Source organism: Bifidobacterium sp. N5G01, from assembly GCF_002742425.1.
Classification (GTDB): domain Bacteria; phylum Actinomycetota; class Actinomycetes; order Actinomycetales; family Bifidobacteriaceae; genus Bifidobacterium; species Bifidobacterium hominis.
Window position 1 is genome coordinate 67,814 of record NZ_NJNP01000003.1, and the last position, 16,401, is coordinate 84,214.

The following is a 16,401-nucleotide window of genomic DNA, read 5'->3' on the forward strand; positions in this document are numbered from 1 at the left end:
CGCGATTTCCACTGCCATTTCAGCAGAGCGGCAAGACGGCAAATTTGCAAACAAATGCAACGCTTGCAAATGCTGCAGCAAAACGAAAAGCGAAACAACAAACAAGGCAGCAGCACAACGGCAAACAAAAAGCGCCCGGACGTTCTTTCATCCGAGCGCTTCCCACATCAACGCAATAACTCACGTCTGCGAAATCATCCGTTTCACGTACTGCAGGCAACCCCCATTGCCGCAATCCATGACCTTCGAAAAAATTCGCTTCTATCGGAAGATTCGAAATCTACTCTTCCTGATTCTCCTTGTTTTCCCCAGCGACTTCCGTAGCCTTTTCCGCATCTTCCGCCTTCCAGCGGGCGATGCAACGTTCCACGCGCTTGTAGCCGATGATCTTCGGATCAAGTCCTGCCTCGCGGAAAATCGCGGCAGGCGAGCCACCTTCGGCATACCTGCGCATGCAGTCGTCGCGAAACTCCTTGGAGTAACAAATACGATACTGGGTGACCGATTCCACGACATCCAAAGACCCGAGATACTTACGGGTCTTAGCGGTGAACGCAACTCTTGGCACTGTACGCTCCTAACCTTTCCTGTTCTTGCCGCTTATCTTACCCCCTACCCTATGATTTCTCATAGAAAAGGAGAACCACCTTTCACCGAAGCACCTTAATGACCGGAAGAATGACAGTCAGAATGCGGATACTCAACATTATTTCCCACAACAACGACATCGTCACAGAAAGTAATGCATTTGGCAAAACTATATAACAAAACAGGCACATCTGTTGCAAGATATGCCTGTTTTGTTAATATTTTCAGTATTTTCCGAAAATCGGTCAATCCCTCCAAAGCACGATTGACCTAGAAACGGGCTTAGAGGCGGATTTACCCCTCTGAATACCCTCGTTTTCGCGTACGATAGCCCCATTGGGCGTGTCGTATGCGTCGGCCGCGGCACGCGCGGACTCCACGAACTCACGCGATGGCAGCTGTCGGGCATTGACCTGAATCTGCCTACGCCACATGCGCGCACGGCGGGAACGTTCAATCTCCACAATGTCGCCATCTGCATCAGCTGCGAACACGCTGGAACCGGCCGGCTTGCGCAGACGCTCGACCTGGCGGCGCAGCTCGCGGTTCTCCTCCTCCAGGGAAAGGATCCGTGCAATACCGGCCAGATTGATGCCCTCTTCCTGGCTCAGCTGCTGCGCTTTCGCAAGGCGAGCGATGTCTCGCAATGAGTAGCGGCGGGCGCCGCCATCCGTGCGCTGCGGCACCACAAGCCCAAGCCGATCGTATTGGCGAAGTGTTTGGGGGTGCACGTTGGCAAGCTCACCGGCACGGCCGACCGTGAACATCGGCAGTTCGATGTCGAAACCAACTTCGTCTGCTCCATCAAGATCGGCCCTGCCGGCCGCAATCGCCATCGCACACATGTCGTACAGCATTTTGGCCTGCCGCGCCGCGCGGGCTTGGGAGGTCCGAGATGCGCGTGCCATGGCGATCAGCGCTCCTTGGCAAGTTCGTCGGCGAAGTCGCCGCACTCTTTGTCGAATTCCTTCGCCGCATGCTTGACTTTCAGGCCTGGCTTATCGGGGATGCGGATTTGCACGCGCCCGACCAGATCGCCGTTGCCCTGCCTGTTGGCCACACCTTTGCCGGAGATGCGCACTTCGGTGCCGCTGGACGAGCCTGCCGGCACTTTGAAGGTGACTTCGTTGCCGTCGATATCCTGTGCGGTCACTTTCGCGCCCGCCACAGCCTGACCGACGGTGATTGGCAGATCCATGATGATGTCACGCTTGCGCAGGCTGAATTTCGGATCTTCGGCAACGTTGATCTGCAAGTACAGATCGCCGTTTTTTCCGCCGTTACGACCCGGCTTGCCCTTGCCTGAAATACGGATTTTCTGCCCGTCACGCACGCCCGCTGGAACATGCGTCTTGAACTTTTTTCCGTCGGCAGACAGTGAAACCGTTGCCCCCTTGACCGACTGACGGAAAGTCAGATTGATCTTGGAGTTACGGTCCTCGCCATCTTCCGGTTGCGCAGCCTGCTCGTAGCTGCCCCCGTAAGGGCTTCCGGCGCCAGCGGCGGCACCATACGCACCAGCCCCGGCAGGTCCGCCCGCACCGCCACCGAACATCGAGAAAATATCGTTGATATTCGGGTTGCCGCCGTTCTGGAAGCGGATGCGCGAACCATTACCGCCCGCACCATACGCTCCAGCGCCACCGCCGAACATCGATCCGAAGATGTCGGAGAACGCCCCCGCATCGAATCCGCCCGCACCGGAACCGCCGGCGAAGCGCGCGCCACCCATGCCAAACTGGCGGATGGCGTCGTACTTCTGGCGGTTGTCTTTGTTGCTGAGCACGTCGTAAGCTTCGGAAATATCTTTGAACTTCTCCTCGGCCTCCTTGGTCTTGTTCAGATCAGGATGGTACTTACGCGCCAGCTTGCGGTACGCCTTGGTGATCTCATCGTCCGTGGCGTCTTTGGAGACACCGAGGACCTTGTAGAAATCCTTGCTCAGCCATTCATTCTCAGCCATGATGTGCCTCCTTTCACGAGGTCGCTGATGTCACTGCGTGTTGTTTTGCGGTTGTTAGTGTCGAAATCGAGAATGTCACTGCGTTCAGTTCTGCGGGGATGCCACGACCACGCGAGCCGCGCGGATCACGCGATCGCCGATGCGATAGCCGGCTTCCACCACGGTGTCGACGGTTTCCTTCTCGGCCTGCGGATCCGGCTTGTGCAGGATCGCGTCATGCCTGGTCGGGTCGAAATCCTCACCTTTTTCGCCGAACTTCTCGACGCCGAACTTTTCGAACGCCTTGTCGATTTTGGCGGAAACGGCTTTGAAGGACTCGTCCATTTCGCTGTGTTCACGAATGCGATCAATGTCATCAAGTGCCGGCAGCAGCGCGGTCAGCACGTCGATGATGCCATGCTGGCGGAAGCGTTCCTGTTCCTTCTGTGAACGATTGCGGAAGTTGATGAATTCCGCACGTTCGCGCTGGAGCGCTTCAAGATATTCCGCCGCTTCCTTCTTGGCCTGGCCAAGCGGAGTCAGCGTATCTTCACCATCTTGCGTTGCACTATCCGCAGCATCGCCGTTTTCTTGCGATTCGGAAGATGCTGCGTTCGCGGCCGTTGCCGCAGTTTCAGAAGCTGCGGAATCGGCAGATGCAGTTGCTGCAGAATCGCCATTATTCTGCGACTCCTGCGATGCACCGGCTGCAGGGGCGGCCTGCCCGGACAGGTTGTCCATGTCGGGCAGGTCGTTCAGATATTCGTCCTTGTTGAAGTCGGACATGATTACTTGTTGTCCTTGTCGTCATCGTCCACGACTTCGGCGTCAACCACGTCGTCGTCAGCGGGAGCGGAACCGGCAGCACCTGCGGCACCAGCGGCGCCCGCAGCGTCGGCGGCACCCTGCTGTGCGTAGAGGGCCTGGCCGATCTTCTGTGCGGAGGTCATCAGCTCGCTCTGGGCGGACTTGATCTTCTCAATGTCCTCACCCTTCAGGGCTTCCTTGAGCTCGTTGACCTTGTCGGTGACTTCCTTGGCCACATCGTCGGAGAGCTTGTCTTTATTGTCGTTGACGAGCTTCTCGGTCTGATAGGCGAAGGATTCAGCCTGATTGCGGGTTTCGGCGTCTTCCTTGCGCTTCTTGTCTTCGGCTTCGTGAGCTTCGGCTTCCTTGACCATGCGGTCGATCTCGTCCTTGCCCAGACCGGAACCGCCGGTGATGGTCATGGACTGTTCCTTGCCAGTGCCCTTGTCCTTGGCGGAAACGTGCACGATGCCGTTGGCGTCGATATCGAAGGTGACTTCGATCTGCGGAACGCCACGCGGAGCCGGAGCGATGCCGGTCAGCTCGAAGGTGCCCAGCGGCTTGTTGTCGCGAGCGAACTCACGCTCGCCCTGATAGACCTGGATGAGCACGGACGGCTGGTTGTCTTCAGCGGTGGAGAAGACTTCGGAACGCTTGGTCGGAATGGCGGTGTTGCGGTCGATGAGCTTGGTCATAATGCCACCCTTGGTTTCGATGCCGAGGGACAGCGGGGTCACGTCGATGAGCAGCACGTCCTTGCGGTCGCCCTTGATGACGCCGGACTGCACGGCTGCGCCGACTGCCACGACTTCATCCGGGTTCACGGACTGGTTGGCTTCCTTACCTCCGGTGAGCTCCTTGACGAGCTCCTTGACGGCCGGCATACGGGTGGAACCGCCGACGAGCACCACGTGGTCGATGTCGGAAACACCAATGCCAGCGTCGTGCAGCACGTTGTTGAACGGGGTGCGGCAGCGGCCCAGCAGGTCGGAGGTCATGCTCTCGAAGTGGGCACGGGTCAGGGTTTCGTCCAGGTGCACCGGAGTACCGTCAGGGGTCATGGCCAGGTACTGCATGGAGATGGAGGTGCTCGAGGAGGAGCTCAGCTCCTTCTTGGCCTGCTCTGCGGCTTCCTTCAGGCGCTGCAGGGCGATCTTGTCCTTGCTCAGGTCGATGCCGTACTTGTTCTTGACTTCGCCGACGAGCCAGTCGATGATCTTCTGATCCCAATCGTCGCCGCCCAGGTGGTTGTCGCCGTTGGTGGCCTGCACCTGAATGGTGGAGAAGCCGTCGTCGTCCTTGCCGATCTCCAGCAGGGACACATCGAAGGTGCCGCCACCGAGGTCGAAGACCAGGATGGTTTCGTCTTCCTTGCCCTTTTCGAGGCCGTAGGCCAGTGCGGCTGCGGTCGGCTCGTTGATGATACGCAGCACGTTCAGGCCTGCGATGGTGCCGGCGTCCTTGGTGGCCTGACGCTGAGCGTCGTTGAAGTATGCCGGGCAGGTGATCACGGCGTCGGTGACCGGTTCGCCGAGATAGGCTTCGGCGTCGCGCTTCAGCTTCATCAGCACCTGTGCGGAGATCTCCTGCGGAGTCCACTTCTTGCCGTCGATTTCAACGGTCCAGTCGGTGCCCATGTGGCGCTTGACGGAGCTGATGGTGCGGTCGACGTTGGTCACGGCCTGACGCTTGGCGACTTCGCCGACGAGGATCTCGCCGGACTTGCTGAATGCCACGACGGACGGCGTGGTGCGAGCACCTTCAGCGTTCACGATAACGGTGGGCTGGCCACCTTCAAGAGTTGCGATGCAGGAATTGGTAGTACCCAGATCGATGCCAACTGCGCGTCCCATAACTTGTCTCCTTTGTAGATAGGTTCGCTATGCGTTTTCTGTTCTGTTCGTTCTTTCGCCCAAGTTTCGGTTTGCCGTCTCTCGGACTTTCCAAAACTTGAGCCTACACCACTCAACTTTGATTCGCAAGCGATTATTCCCAAATCTACAAAAAAGTTGAGTTCCCTTCGCTCAACTTTTTTTCGGACGCAATCTCAAGCGCAATTTCAGACGCAATCTCAAGACACGACTTCAAGGCGCGATCACCATTGAAAAGCATCCGAAAATCGCAATCTCAACAAAACCTGCCGTCTCACCATCGGCAGGGTGCGAGCGCAATCCGTCAACGTTTCAACTGCCTTTCGTTGGCGAATCGCCACCTATCAGCTATCAGCTGATCAATATCAGGCCAAATCAGGCCGCACCGGAACCCACGTTCGGATTAGCCAGATTGGCGGCGACCGGCGCAAGAAGCACACGACCCGTACCGCGGTACACGTTGACCAAGCCCTCGCCGCTCGCAGCCGAACCGATCAGCGTCTTCGTGGAACGCTCGACCGTGAACTGCAGGCCGTTCGTCCACGCGATCGCGAAATTGCCGTCCACCTTCAGCTCGTCGTTCTCCAAATCGACGGTCACGATTTCGGAAGCGGGCACCGGCGATTCCAACGCAACCGTTCCCTGCCCCGTCAGCGACAGGTTGAACAGGCCCTCGCCGCCGGCCACCATCGCGCTCGGACGCGAAACCATAACCGCACGCTGCTGAATCGTGGTTTCGCAAGCGTAGAACAGGCCGTCGTTCACTGTGATCGCGCCGCCCATCTGGCTCGGATCAAGCAGCAGCACATGGCGGTAGGTCGGTTCGAGCACAACCACGCCGTTGCCATGATATTCCGGCTTGACCGCGGACTCGTTGGCGACCGCTCCACGCGCCAGCTTGCCGATGAAATCGCCAACGCCCTTCACACCGGTCGTCACTTCGATATGGCCGACGGCCCACTGCATGGCGCCCGCCTGCACAACCGCGCCGGTCTTGCCATTGAGATTGCAGACCAGCTGGCGGCGGCGCACGTTCATTTCGGACGCATAGTAGGCGTCCATGGCGCTGCCGTAGGTCACGGAAAAGTCGCGCTTCCATTCCATGACCTGGAAAATGCCCTGCTGCGCGACGATCGCGGCATCGTCATTATCCGTCAGATTGTAAATACGCACGAATGCTCCTTCGCCCTGTTGACACTTCGGTTTCGAGGGATTTGCCCTCGGTTTCGAGAGATTTGCTCTCTGCCTTAAGGGGTCTACTCGGTTTGCGAGATTCACCCTCGATTCGAGAGATAGATATCTCGAGATGAATATCTCATTTTTGAGATAGACACCTCGAGCAATATTGTCTCACAGCGACCGTTGCTTTGGACGCCCCATCTCAATTTGGATTTGCACGGATTACACGAAATATACAAGATCCGGACCACACTGTAATGAGTGCGATCCGGATCTTATCCGTAATCTTCAGTTGTTATCTTCAGTTATGACTCTCAGATTTCCAGAATTCTTAGAATTTCAGAATTCTTCCGATTTCCATCTTCAGATTTTCAGCGGCTGATCTTGGTGGTCTTGACGATCATCGCGATTGCGGCCAGCATGGCGATCGCAAGTGCGGCGATGGAGATCGCGGCACCGGTGTTGCCGAGCACACCGGACTTCGGATTGTTGTTCACCTTGCCGGAAGCGATCACGTCATTCTTGCCGTTGCCCGGCTCCTTATCTGAAGAACCGCGGGCCGGCGCCTGGAAGTCGACGGTCACGGTCTTGCCGGACTGGCGGCCGGTGACGATCAGCGTGTACTCATTGCCTTCAGTGACCTTGTCGAGCGTGATGCCGGTGGTCTGAGCGGTCTTGACGCGCACGCCGGAGACCGGAGTGGAGCTGTCGGAAGCTGCGACCACGTTGCCGGACTTGTCCTTGAGTTCGTAGGAGAGCACTGCGTCGCCGTTGAATCCAGTAGATTCGGCCACATACTTGCCATCGGTGAGCTTGACTTCGGTCTGGGCGTCGTTGGAGAGCGACTGCTGAGCATCGGAAGTGGAGGCAAGGCCGAGGGTGTTGGCGATGGTGTAGAAGTTGTCGGTCTGGTCGGTCAGGCCGATCACGCGCTGGGCGCCAGGGCCGGAAGCAGCAATGCGCAGCTGGGTACCGGTGTGAGCCATGTCGCCACCGTTGTAGCCGCCATCCTCGTCGCGGGAGTCAGCTTCAGCGGTGCCGTAGGAGACGACCATGTTATTGCCATCAGCGGTCTTGAGCACGGTGGAGAGCGCATAAGCCGGCTGAGCGTTGAGAATCTGGGAGGTGTGGGCGTGGTCGGCGGTGACGATCACGAGGGTGTTGCTCAGGTCAACGGTCTTCATGGCGTAGGCGATGGCTTGATCGAAATCGTCGGTTTCACCAATCTGGCCGCAAGCGTTGCCAGCGTGATCCTGCTTGTCGATGGAAGCGCCTTCAACCTGCAGGAAGTAGCCGTTCGCGTCGCTGTCCGGGTTGGCTTCGAGCAGATCGAGCGCCTTCTTGGTCATGTCAGCGAGCGAGGAGCCCTGGTTGCCGAGCCACTTGTCGTTCATGGTGCACACGGTCGGGTTGGCATCCTTGGCCGGATTCTGAGCGGTGGCCTTGGACGGATTGAACTTGGTGGGCATGTTGCCATCGCTCATCAGGGCGAGCACCGGCTGGCCTTCCTTGTATTCGAGCGCGTTCATGGCAGCCGGATCGTTCTCGACGGTCTGGTAGCCCATGGCCTGAGCCTGCTCCCACACGGTCTTGCCAGCGTATTCGCCGCCCTGCACAGTCTGGCGGAAGTACTTGGAACCGCCGCCGATGGTCACATCAGCGCGGGTATCGAGCAGCTGCTCGGAGATGGAGCCGATGCCGCCGTTCTCCTTGAGCTGATTCACGAGGCAACGTTTCGCAGCATCATTAGAGGAACCGTCGGTCTTGCCTTGCGGACCGTAGCAGCCACGCTCGGTGGAGTGCGATTCGAGCACGGCCGGGGTGGCGTCCTGGATTTCGGCGGTGGTCACATTGCCGGTGGCCTTGCCTGCCGCCTTGGCGAGTTCGAACAGATTGAGCTGCGGATTGCCATAAACGTCTACATCGACCGCGTTGTTGTAGGTCTTGGTACCGGTTGCCCATGCGGAGCCGGATGCGGAGGAATCGGTCACTTCGGTGAGCTTGCCCGGGTTCGGGTTGGCGTTGAGGCTGCCCTTGTCATCCTTGCCGACCGCACTGTCGCCGCTGTTGCCGCCCAGCGAGAAGGTGGTGTACTGACCGGTGCCGGCATTGGTGTCGCCGAGCTCTGCCGGCTGGCCGACTGCGTCAAGGCCTTCAAAGTGACCGTTTGCACCCTTCAGGTAATCGCGGGCGACGGTAATTTCGGAATCGCCCATGCCGTCGCCAATGAACAGGATGACGTTCTTGGCGTTGCCGTTGCCAATGGCTGCAATGCGCTGTGCGCCGCCGTGCTGGGTCAGTTCCGCAACGGACTTGCCGTTCAGATTGTAAGTGGAAGTTTCGTTGGCGAGCGCCGGTGCCGCGAGCGCACCGAGCGTTGCAGCGGAAGCGATTGCTGCAATCGCTCCTTTGAGAGCCCTTCGATTGCTCATCTTTTTCTTCTTTCTTTAGCCTGTGCTGTATTGCGATCTCCACGCTAGATTTCGCAAACCAACTTCCGAGGCGTTTTAGACGAACGAAACGTGAACTCTCGTCTTTACAAAGTGAACACTTATCTCAAATTCCCTTTCCTCCAACCATCATCCCCAATATTCCCCCTTAAGACTGAATCATGACTCATGCTTTTGTCGCATGATGTGCAGACGGTCAGGCGGAAGCATGGGCCGAGCGGGTGGCTTTTACGGCTACGAATATCGAGCGAATCAGGAGCACGCACAGGTAGCATGCGAACAGAATCGAGCCGACGCGTGGCGAGACTACGCCCGCTATCCACGTACCGAATGGCGCGGTAACGGCAGCCACCAAGCCAATAACCAGCGCGGCCTTTACATGCACCAGCTTGCGTTTCAGGTTTGCCGCGCTTGTGGTGATCGAGTTCGGGAACATGGCCAGCAGCGACGTACCTCGCGCAATCAGATCGGACGCGCCGAACAGCATCGATAGTGCGGGCACGGCGAGAGCCCCGCCGCCAATTCCCAGCAGTCCCGCCAACGTGCCAATCACCACACCCAGCAGCCCCAGGCAAACTCCGGTCAACGCACTCATCGCAATGTGCTGGTCGCGCGACGGCACGAAACTAATCTGATTGGCCACCACAAACACGAGAAACACTACGAAAATCCATCGCAATACGAGTTCCGACAAGCGCGAAAGCAGCCAGCTGCCGATCTGGCCGCCTACGAACATGCCGCAAAACAGCAGCAGCGCGGCGAGCCAGTCCACATTCCCGCAAGTCGCGTAAGAAATGACGCCGGAAATCGAAGTTGGTACGATCGCAAGCATTGACGTCGCCGCCGCATTACGTTGCGTCAGTCCGAGCCATACCAGCGCGGGCACAATCACAGTACCGCCGCCAATGCCAAACATGCCGGATAGTAGCCCTACTGCCACGCCGACGATCACCAGCACTGCAATGCCTCGCGCGGATTCGTCGAGTCCCGCAGGATCCGCGCCAAACAGCCGGTCCGCTTTCTTACTGAACTGCCCACTCATCTGCCCGCTCGGTTGCGCATTCGACTGTCCGCTATCTTCAGCGCGTTCAACACTTTCAGCATTCGAAATATTGGAAATATCCGATTTCTTCATCTCTCCCCTACCATCGCATTTCTTCCTTCTTGCGATAGTTGCGATAGTACATTCCCACACATTTCAGTGCCCTACAACCGGCACATTACGAGAAAGCAAGACCAGTGAATTCTTTCAAAAGAGAAGCCAGACAGTTCCGCGTCTGCACAAGTCCAGTATCAGGGTCGATTTTCAGGTTACGCAAACACAAAGCACCCACCCACAACGCGAAATACGTGAGCAACGCGCACCGCGCAATACGCACCGCGTACCACGCAAGATCAGGCGTTCAGCACGTAATCCAGCAATCCCTCATAATCGGCGCCGGTAAACGAACGCACCGCATAACTCGATGTTTCCGGATCATCTGCCGGCGAAATCTCCGTGCGAAAATACACGCCGTCAATGCCCGCGGTACGAGCGCCAACAATATCGTTCTGCTCGTCATTGCCCACCATCAGTGCATGCTTGGCGGTCACGAATTCGCGGTCGAGCGCCAGCATGTACAAGTCGCGCGCGGGCTTGCGGATCTTCTCCTCGCTGGAGATGATCACGTCGTCAAGCACGTTGACAAGTCCCGTCATTTCCAGTTCTGCGCGGGTGTAGCAGGATTGCGCGTTGCTCAGCAGCGCCACGACAATGCCGGATTCCTGCAGTTTTTCGATCATTTCCAGAGCCCCCGGGTACAGGCGGATCATACTGGTGCTGCCCTGCCGGAACGCCCATGCGGCTTTTTGAGCGGCTTGCGGCAATGCCAGCAAACGTTCCGTCTCATCGCTGCGATTCATGAGCAGCGATCGGTATACCGGCAGTACGTCGAACTCGTCCCACCCATTGCGAACGATGGCATGATTCGACTGATGCACCATTTCGCGCGCCTCAAGTTTTTTAAAACGCTCACGCAACGCCTCGACCGAATCGTATTGCGCGCCCAATTCGCATGCGGCGTCATACAAGGCCTGCCAGGCCGCGTCGCACTGTTCGTCGGTACGTATGTCGATAAGCGTTCCATACAAATCGAAGAACACAACCTCATATTTAGGGGTATGCGTCACGTTTTCCATAACAGGTCCTTTCGTCGGCATCGTCGCCGCTTTACCGGCGGCGGCTATTGCCACTTTGCAACCGCCGCCATTGCAAACCAATGAGTTACATGCGTTATACATGAGGTTACCGCAACCTCCAGATTGCAAACGATAGTCAAACAGAAAAAACATTTTTCTTATTTCTCATCCATAAGACAGTCAAGAAATCGCAATACGGCAACGTTTACACCCAATAACACGCCTATTGAAAACGATGTCACCATATGCTACAGTACATATCAGAACGATTGATCGCACCGAAGCGCGCCAATCGCGTGGCAATGCAGCATGATTGGCCATCAACGGCCCAGGGAAGAAGGAACCTATGGCGGAAACCCAACAAACCGAAAGCGCGGAACGCATCGCACGACCGCTTATCCAACTCGCCAAGCTCAACGGCATATCAACGTCGTACATCGACCAGCTCGGCACCTACGTGGAAATCCGCGACGAAGTGCTCGTCTCCGTGCTTGCGGCGCTCGGTGTGGACGCGTCCAGCGACGAGGCGATCACAACATCGTACGAACTCACCAAGCGTCGCATCGCAGACACGCTCGTGGAACCGACCATCGTGAAGTTCATCGGCAAGGAGTCAACCACGCCGATCCGCGCGAAAGGCCATGACGTGACGCTGCGCCTGCTACTCGAAGACGGCACGCAGTACGAGGGCAACCTGTGCATGTACCTGACCTCGCAGGCCGACGGCTCACTTACGCTCACTCTGCCCGACGACATTCCCGCCGGCTACCACACGTTGCGCGTCAACGCGGGCCCATTGCACGGCGAGGCGCGACTGATCTGCGCCCCGGCACGCATGACCCTGCCACCGGCGGTCGCCGAAAAGCAGCGTTGGGGTTGGATGGCGCAAATGTATTCCATCCGCTCCGCCGAATCGTGGGGCGTGGGCGATTATGGCGACCTGAAGTTGCTGCTCACCGACGCCGCCGAAAAGTCTCATGCCGACTTCATGCTCATCAACCCGATTCACGCGACCGCGCCGGTCGAGCCGCTCGAACCGTCGCCGTACCTGCCGGAATCGCGCCGATTCATGAACGTCACCTATATTCGCCCGCAGGATATTGAGGAATATGCAGGGCTTGACGAGGAAGCAAAGGCCGAGGTCGAGCGTCTGCACGCCGAAGTGGCCCCCGCCAACGACAACGCCGACGAACTCGACATCAACTCCGCGTGGTGGCATAAGCGCCAAGCTCTGCAGCTCGTGTTCAAGGTGCCGCGTTCCGCCGAGCGCCAGGCCTCGTTCGAAGCGTTCAAGGAAGCGGCCGGCCCCGATCTGCGTGCGTTCGCCGCATGGTCGGTGGCATTCCAGGTGTGGGGCGCTCCGTGGGAGGGCACATGGTTTGCGGAGACGAACCGTGATTCGCCGGAAGTGGCCGAACTCCTACACGATCATGCCGATATGGTCGACTTCGAATGCTGGCTGCAGTGGATCGCCGACGAACAGGTGACCGCCGCACAGACCGCCGCGCGCGAAAGCGGCATGGCATTGGGCCTCATGCAAGACATGGCCGTGGGCGTGCATTCGCTGGGCGCCGACGTGTGGTGGAATCCGGAACGTTTCGCCGTCGGCAGCGTCACCGTGGGCTGCCCGCCGGACTTCTACAACCAGCAGGGCCAGGATTGGGGACAACCGCCGTTCAATCCGAATTATCTCGCCAAAACCGGTTACGGTGTGTACCGCGAAATGGTGCACAACATGTTTTCGCACGCGGGCGCGGTGCGCATCGACCATGTGCTCGGCCTGTTCCGCCTGTGGTGGATTCCGCAGGGCGAAGGTGCACGCGGCGGCGCGTACGTCACCTACAACCATGAGGCGATGATCGCGATCCTCACGATCGAAGCCTCCCGCGTGAACGGCCTGGTGGTGGGCGAAGATCTCGGCACCGTGCCCGATTACGTGCGCAATGTGCTCGCCGAGCACGGCCTGCTCGGTTGCATGGTGGAATGGTTCGCCCGCGTGGACGACTCCCCCAACGCCGGCGACCCGTACGCCGACCCGGCCGACTACCGCAAGTACGCGCTGGCTTCCGTAACCACGCACGATATGCCGCCAACCGCCGGCTACCTGCAGTTCGAACACGTCAAACTGCGTGAGAAACTGCACCTGCTCACCGGCCCGGTCGAGGAATTCCAGGCATCCGCAACCGCGGAGCGCCAGGCCATGCTTGACCGACTGGTCGAAAGCGAACTGATCACGCCGGAAATCGCAGCGGACGTCGACAATCATATTCAGGAAATCGTCGAAGCGATGCACAAAATGCTGCTCCACTCACCATCCGTGCTTCTGCAGGCGGCGCTGGTGGACGGCGTCGGCGAAACCCGCGCACAAAACCAGCCGGGCACGTCCAGCGAATACTGCAACTGGCGTGTGCCGCTGGCAGGCCCCGACCACAAGGTGGTGCACACCGACGAAGTGTTCGACCTGCCGCGCGTGAAGTCGCTTTCCGCCATCATGAACGGTGAAAAGTAAGCTTTCTCCGATGATGATTTCCCGAAAGTAAAATTTCCTCACACAACACCAGAAAAGTCCCGTCAAACGAAATATTTGACGGGACTTTTCTTTATCTCTGTTCGACGCCCTGTTTAATCCTCTGTTTAATGACAACAATAACAAGAGTTTTCACAAGAAATAGTATGCGGTAAACGGTTTTATATATGAAAACGATTGCCGCACCGCCGAGTAGACTAGTGCGCATGAAATTCCTATCACCCGACTCTGGCTTTATGCGCGGCCTCAGCGACGCCGTCGACGCAATTTGGATCAACATTCTCATGTTGGTCACCAGCATTCCGATCGTCACCATCGGCGCAGCCTTGACCGCCGGCCACGATGCGGCACGACGCTCGCTCGCAGGCGAAGGCACCGTCACCCGCAATTATTTCGCCGCATTCCGGTCAAACTTCGTAAAAGCAACCGGCTATTGGCTGATTTTCGGCATTGCAGGGGCGATCAGCGTGTACTCATGGATCGTGCTGCAGATCACGCCGCTGCTGATTCCGAAATTCGCGTTGAGCATCGTATGGGTCATCGGATTCGAATGGATCTGGGCATTGCAGTCACGCTTCGAGAACTCGTTCTGGCGCACGCTCGGCAACGCCTTCGTATTCGGCGTGAGCAATATCGGGCACACGCTCGGCATGGCCGCCATCGACGCGATTTACATCGCGCTTTTGGTCGGCAGCTGGTTTTACATGCCGCAAGGCCTGTTCCTGCTACTCGTTTTGGGCTACGGCACCATGATTATGATTCACGTGCCGATTTTCGAGCACGTGTTCCGCAAATATATGAAGTAGTTTTCTGATTCGGATATGAAAGAGTCCGAGCGAGATTTCTCTCGTTCGGACTCTTTTTTGCGAGGCAGCGGCGTTTTTCCGTGGCTGATCGAAGGATCATCCTTGACGGCTCCGCCTTCGGACCTGCAATTAAGGACCGGCCTTCGGCCGGGCTCAATGCTACCTTCGCGAGGCCTGTCGGCCTCGCTCAGGCTGGAGCCTTGGGACAGCGCACTGCGCTGTCCCACAAGGGATGATCTTCGATCATCCCTTGACTGCACCAGCCATTACACCCTTGACGATGTGCTTCTGGCAGATGAGGTAGAAGACGATGATCGGGATGATGGCCATCACCAGGCAGGCCATCATGGCACCCATATCAACGGAACCGTAACCGCCCTTGAGGTACTGGATGGCCACGGAAATGGTCTTGTACTTGCCCAAGTCGAGCGTCAGGTACGGCAGCAGGTAGTCGTTCCAAATCCACATCGCCTGCAGAATCGCAACAGACACGATCGACGGCTTCATGATCGGCACCACAATCTGGAAGAAAATGCGGGGCACGGAAGCGCCATCAATCATCGCGGACTCTTCCAACGACTGCGGAATGCCCTTGATCACACCGGTGAAGATGAACACGGCCAGGCCTGCACCGAATCCCAAATACACAATGCACAAGCCCCACGGAGTATTGAGCTTCAGCATGTCGGCAAGCTTCGAAAGCGTGAACATCACCATCTGGAACGGCACGATCATGTTGAACAGGAACAACGTGTACAGCAGCTTCGCAGCCCAATTGTTCACACGCACGATCCACCATGCGCACATCGAGGTGCACACCAGGATCAAAATCACCGAACCGACCGTGATCAGCAGGGTCCAGCCGAAGCTGGCGAAGAAATCCGTGGTTTCAATACCACGGGTATAGTTTTCCAATCCAACGAACGCCTTGCCGGTCGGAATGGAGAACGCGTTACGCGAAATGTACGCCTTCTGCTTGAAGGAGTTGATGATCACCAGCACGATCGGGAAAACCCATGCCAGCGACACCAAGGAAAACAGTACGGTCCACAATCCGCCGTGCTTGACCTTTTCTCCGGAAATCATGCTTCCACCTCCTTGGAAGTCGTCAGCTTATTCTGAATCAGCGCAACAATCGCGACAAGCACGAAGAACAGCACTGCCTTGGCCTGTCCAACGCCTTCCCAGCCGACGCGTCCATAGAAGGTGCGGGTGATGTTCATCGCCAGGCCTTCAGACATGTTCGACGGAGCGCCGTTCGTCAATGCGAGGTTCTGGTCATAGAGCTTGAAGCCGTTGGTAACGCACAGGAACGAGCACACGGTGATTGACGGCATCATCAGCGGAATGATGATCTTGAACATGGTCTGCGTGCCATTTGCGCCATCCACGGAAGCCGCTTCGAGCACGTCGGTCGGCAGCGACTGCATGCCGGCGATGTAGATGATCATCATGTAGCCGATCTGCTGCCAGCACACCAGCACGACCAGACCCCAGAAGCCGTACGTTGCGCTATAGGTCAGCGAGCGCGCCCAGTGCGCGAGAATGCCGTTGAGCAGCAGCATCCAAATGTAGCCCAGAATGATGCCACCAATCAGGTTCGGCATGAAGAACACCGAACGGAAAATGTTCGATCCCTTGATCGCCTTGGTAAGCATGTACGCGATGGAGAACGCGACCACGTTGATCACAATCGTGGTAACGATAGTCAGCAACGTAGAGAAGCCCAGCGCATGCAGGAATTCCTTATCCTGCAGTGCACGGGTGTAGTTCTTAAGCCCTACAAACTCGGCGTCGGTAACCGTAGTGAACTTGCAAAAGCTCAGATAGACGCCCATGATGAATGGAACGACAAATCCAATAATGAATGCGGCGAACGTCGGTAGCGCGAACAGCGCCCACCATTTGCGTATCGCCTTGCCAGCCATGCTGATCATAGCCTGCCTGCTTTCTTCCTTCTCCATTCCGCACCGCGTCAACGCGGTGCGGAATCTTGCATTTTTAACCGAATCAGCGGATCACTGCTCTGTTCTCCACCTTTCCGGTGCTTACA

At 57.5% G+C, this 16,401-nt stretch carries 13 protein-coding genes; 2 read left to right on the top strand and 11 right to left on the bottom strand.

Annotated elements, in window-relative coordinates:
• Nucleotides 1-280: 280 nt before the first annotated feature.
• The 9 genes from CE168_RS06010 to CE168_RS06050 form a co-directional block, all read right to left on the bottom strand.
• The gene (locus CE168_RS06010; protein WP_236824347.1) at nt 281-568 is read right to left on the bottom strand and encodes a hypothetical protein; all 288 of its coding nucleotides are present in this window, start codon (nt 566-568) and stop codon (nt 281-283) included.
• Nucleotides 569-833: 265 nt separating this feature from the next.
• On the bottom strand, nt 834-1,496 hold the full coding sequence (locus tag CE168_RS06015) for a heat shock protein transcriptional repressor HspR (RefSeq protein ID WP_099571554.1): 663 nt from the start codon (nt 1,494-1,496) through the stop codon (nt 834-836).
• A 5-nt stretch (nt 1,497-1,501) separates the two neighbouring features.
• The gene (locus tag CE168_RS06020; RefSeq protein ID WP_099571555.1) at nt 1,502-2,551 is read right to left on the bottom strand and encodes a DnaJ C-terminal domain-containing protein; all 1,050 of its coding nucleotides are present in this window, start codon (nt 2,549-2,551) and stop codon (nt 1,502-1,504) included.
• Nucleotides 2,552-2,635: 84 nt separating this feature from the next.
• Nucleotides 2,636-3,316 (bottom strand): nucleotide exchange factor GrpE, encoded by a 681-nt coding sequence (grpE, locus tag CE168_RS06025; RefSeq protein WP_099571556.1) that lies wholly within the window; start codon nt 3,314-3,316, stop codon nt 2,636-2,638.
• Nucleotides 3,317-3,318: 2 nt separating this feature from the next.
• The gene (gene dnaK / locus CE168_RS06030; protein ID WP_033501768.1) at nt 3,319-5,190 is read right to left on the bottom strand and encodes a molecular chaperone DnaK; all 1,872 of its coding nucleotides are present in this window, start codon (nt 5,188-5,190) and stop codon (nt 3,319-3,321) included.
• Nucleotides 5,191-5,583: 393 nt separating this feature from the next.
• Complete coding sequence (locus tag CE168_RS06035) at nt 5,584-6,381, bottom strand: AIM24 family protein (RefSeq protein WP_099571557.1); 798 nt, start codon at nt 6,379-6,381, stop codon at nt 5,584-5,586.
• A gap of 377 nt (nt 6,382-6,758) precedes the next feature.
• The gene (phoA, locus tag CE168_RS06040) at nt 6,759-8,819 is read right to left on the bottom strand and encodes an alkaline phosphatase (protein WP_099571558.1); all 2,061 of its coding nucleotides are present in this window, start codon (nt 8,817-8,819) and stop codon (nt 6,759-6,761) included.
• 214 nt (nt 8,820-9,033) lie between these two features.
• Complete coding sequence (locus CE168_RS06045; protein WP_180753737.1) at nt 9,034-9,879, bottom strand: sulfite exporter TauE/SafE family protein; 846 nt, start codon at nt 9,877-9,879, stop codon at nt 9,034-9,036.
• Between the two features lie 353 nt (nt 9,880-10,232).
• Complete coding sequence (locus CE168_RS06050) at nt 10,233-11,015, bottom strand: HAD family hydrolase (RefSeq protein ID WP_236824348.1); 783 nt, start codon at nt 11,013-11,015, stop codon at nt 10,233-10,235.
• Between the two features lie 346 nt (nt 11,016-11,361).
• On the opposite strand from CE168_RS06050, the gene malQ reads away from it, so the two are divergent.
• Together malQ and CE168_RS06060 are read left to right on the top strand one after the other, a co-directional pair.
• Nucleotides 11,362-13,524, top strand: a complete 2,163-nt coding sequence (malQ, locus tag CE168_RS06055) for a 4-alpha-glucanotransferase (protein WP_099571560.1) — start codon at nt 11,362-11,364, stop codon at nt 13,522-13,524.
• Between the two features lie 224 nt (nt 13,525-13,748).
• Nucleotides 13,749-14,348, top strand: a complete 600-nt coding sequence (locus CE168_RS06060; RefSeq protein WP_099571561.1) for a YesL family protein — start codon at nt 13,749-13,751, stop codon at nt 14,346-14,348.
• 243 nt (nt 14,349-14,591) lie between these two features.
• Here CE168_RS06060 and CE168_RS06065 read toward each other — a convergent pair whose 3' ends face one another.
• Both CE168_RS06065 and CE168_RS06070 read right to left on the bottom strand, forming a co-directional pair.
• Nucleotides 14,592-15,434 carry a carbohydrate ABC transporter permease gene (locus CE168_RS06065; protein WP_099571562.1) on the bottom strand — a complete coding sequence of 281 codons (843 nt, stop codon included), beginning with the start codon at nt 15,432-15,434 and terminating at the stop codon, nt 14,592-14,594.
• Nucleotides 15,431-16,285 carry a carbohydrate ABC transporter permease gene (locus CE168_RS06070; protein ID WP_080789705.1) on the bottom strand — a complete coding sequence of 285 codons (855 nt, stop codon included), beginning with the start codon at nt 16,283-16,285 and terminating at the stop codon, nt 15,431-15,433. Before CE168_RS06070 ends, CE168_RS06065 begins: the two co-directional genes overlap by 4 nt.
• Between the last annotated feature and the right edge of the window lie 116 nt (nt 16,286-16,401).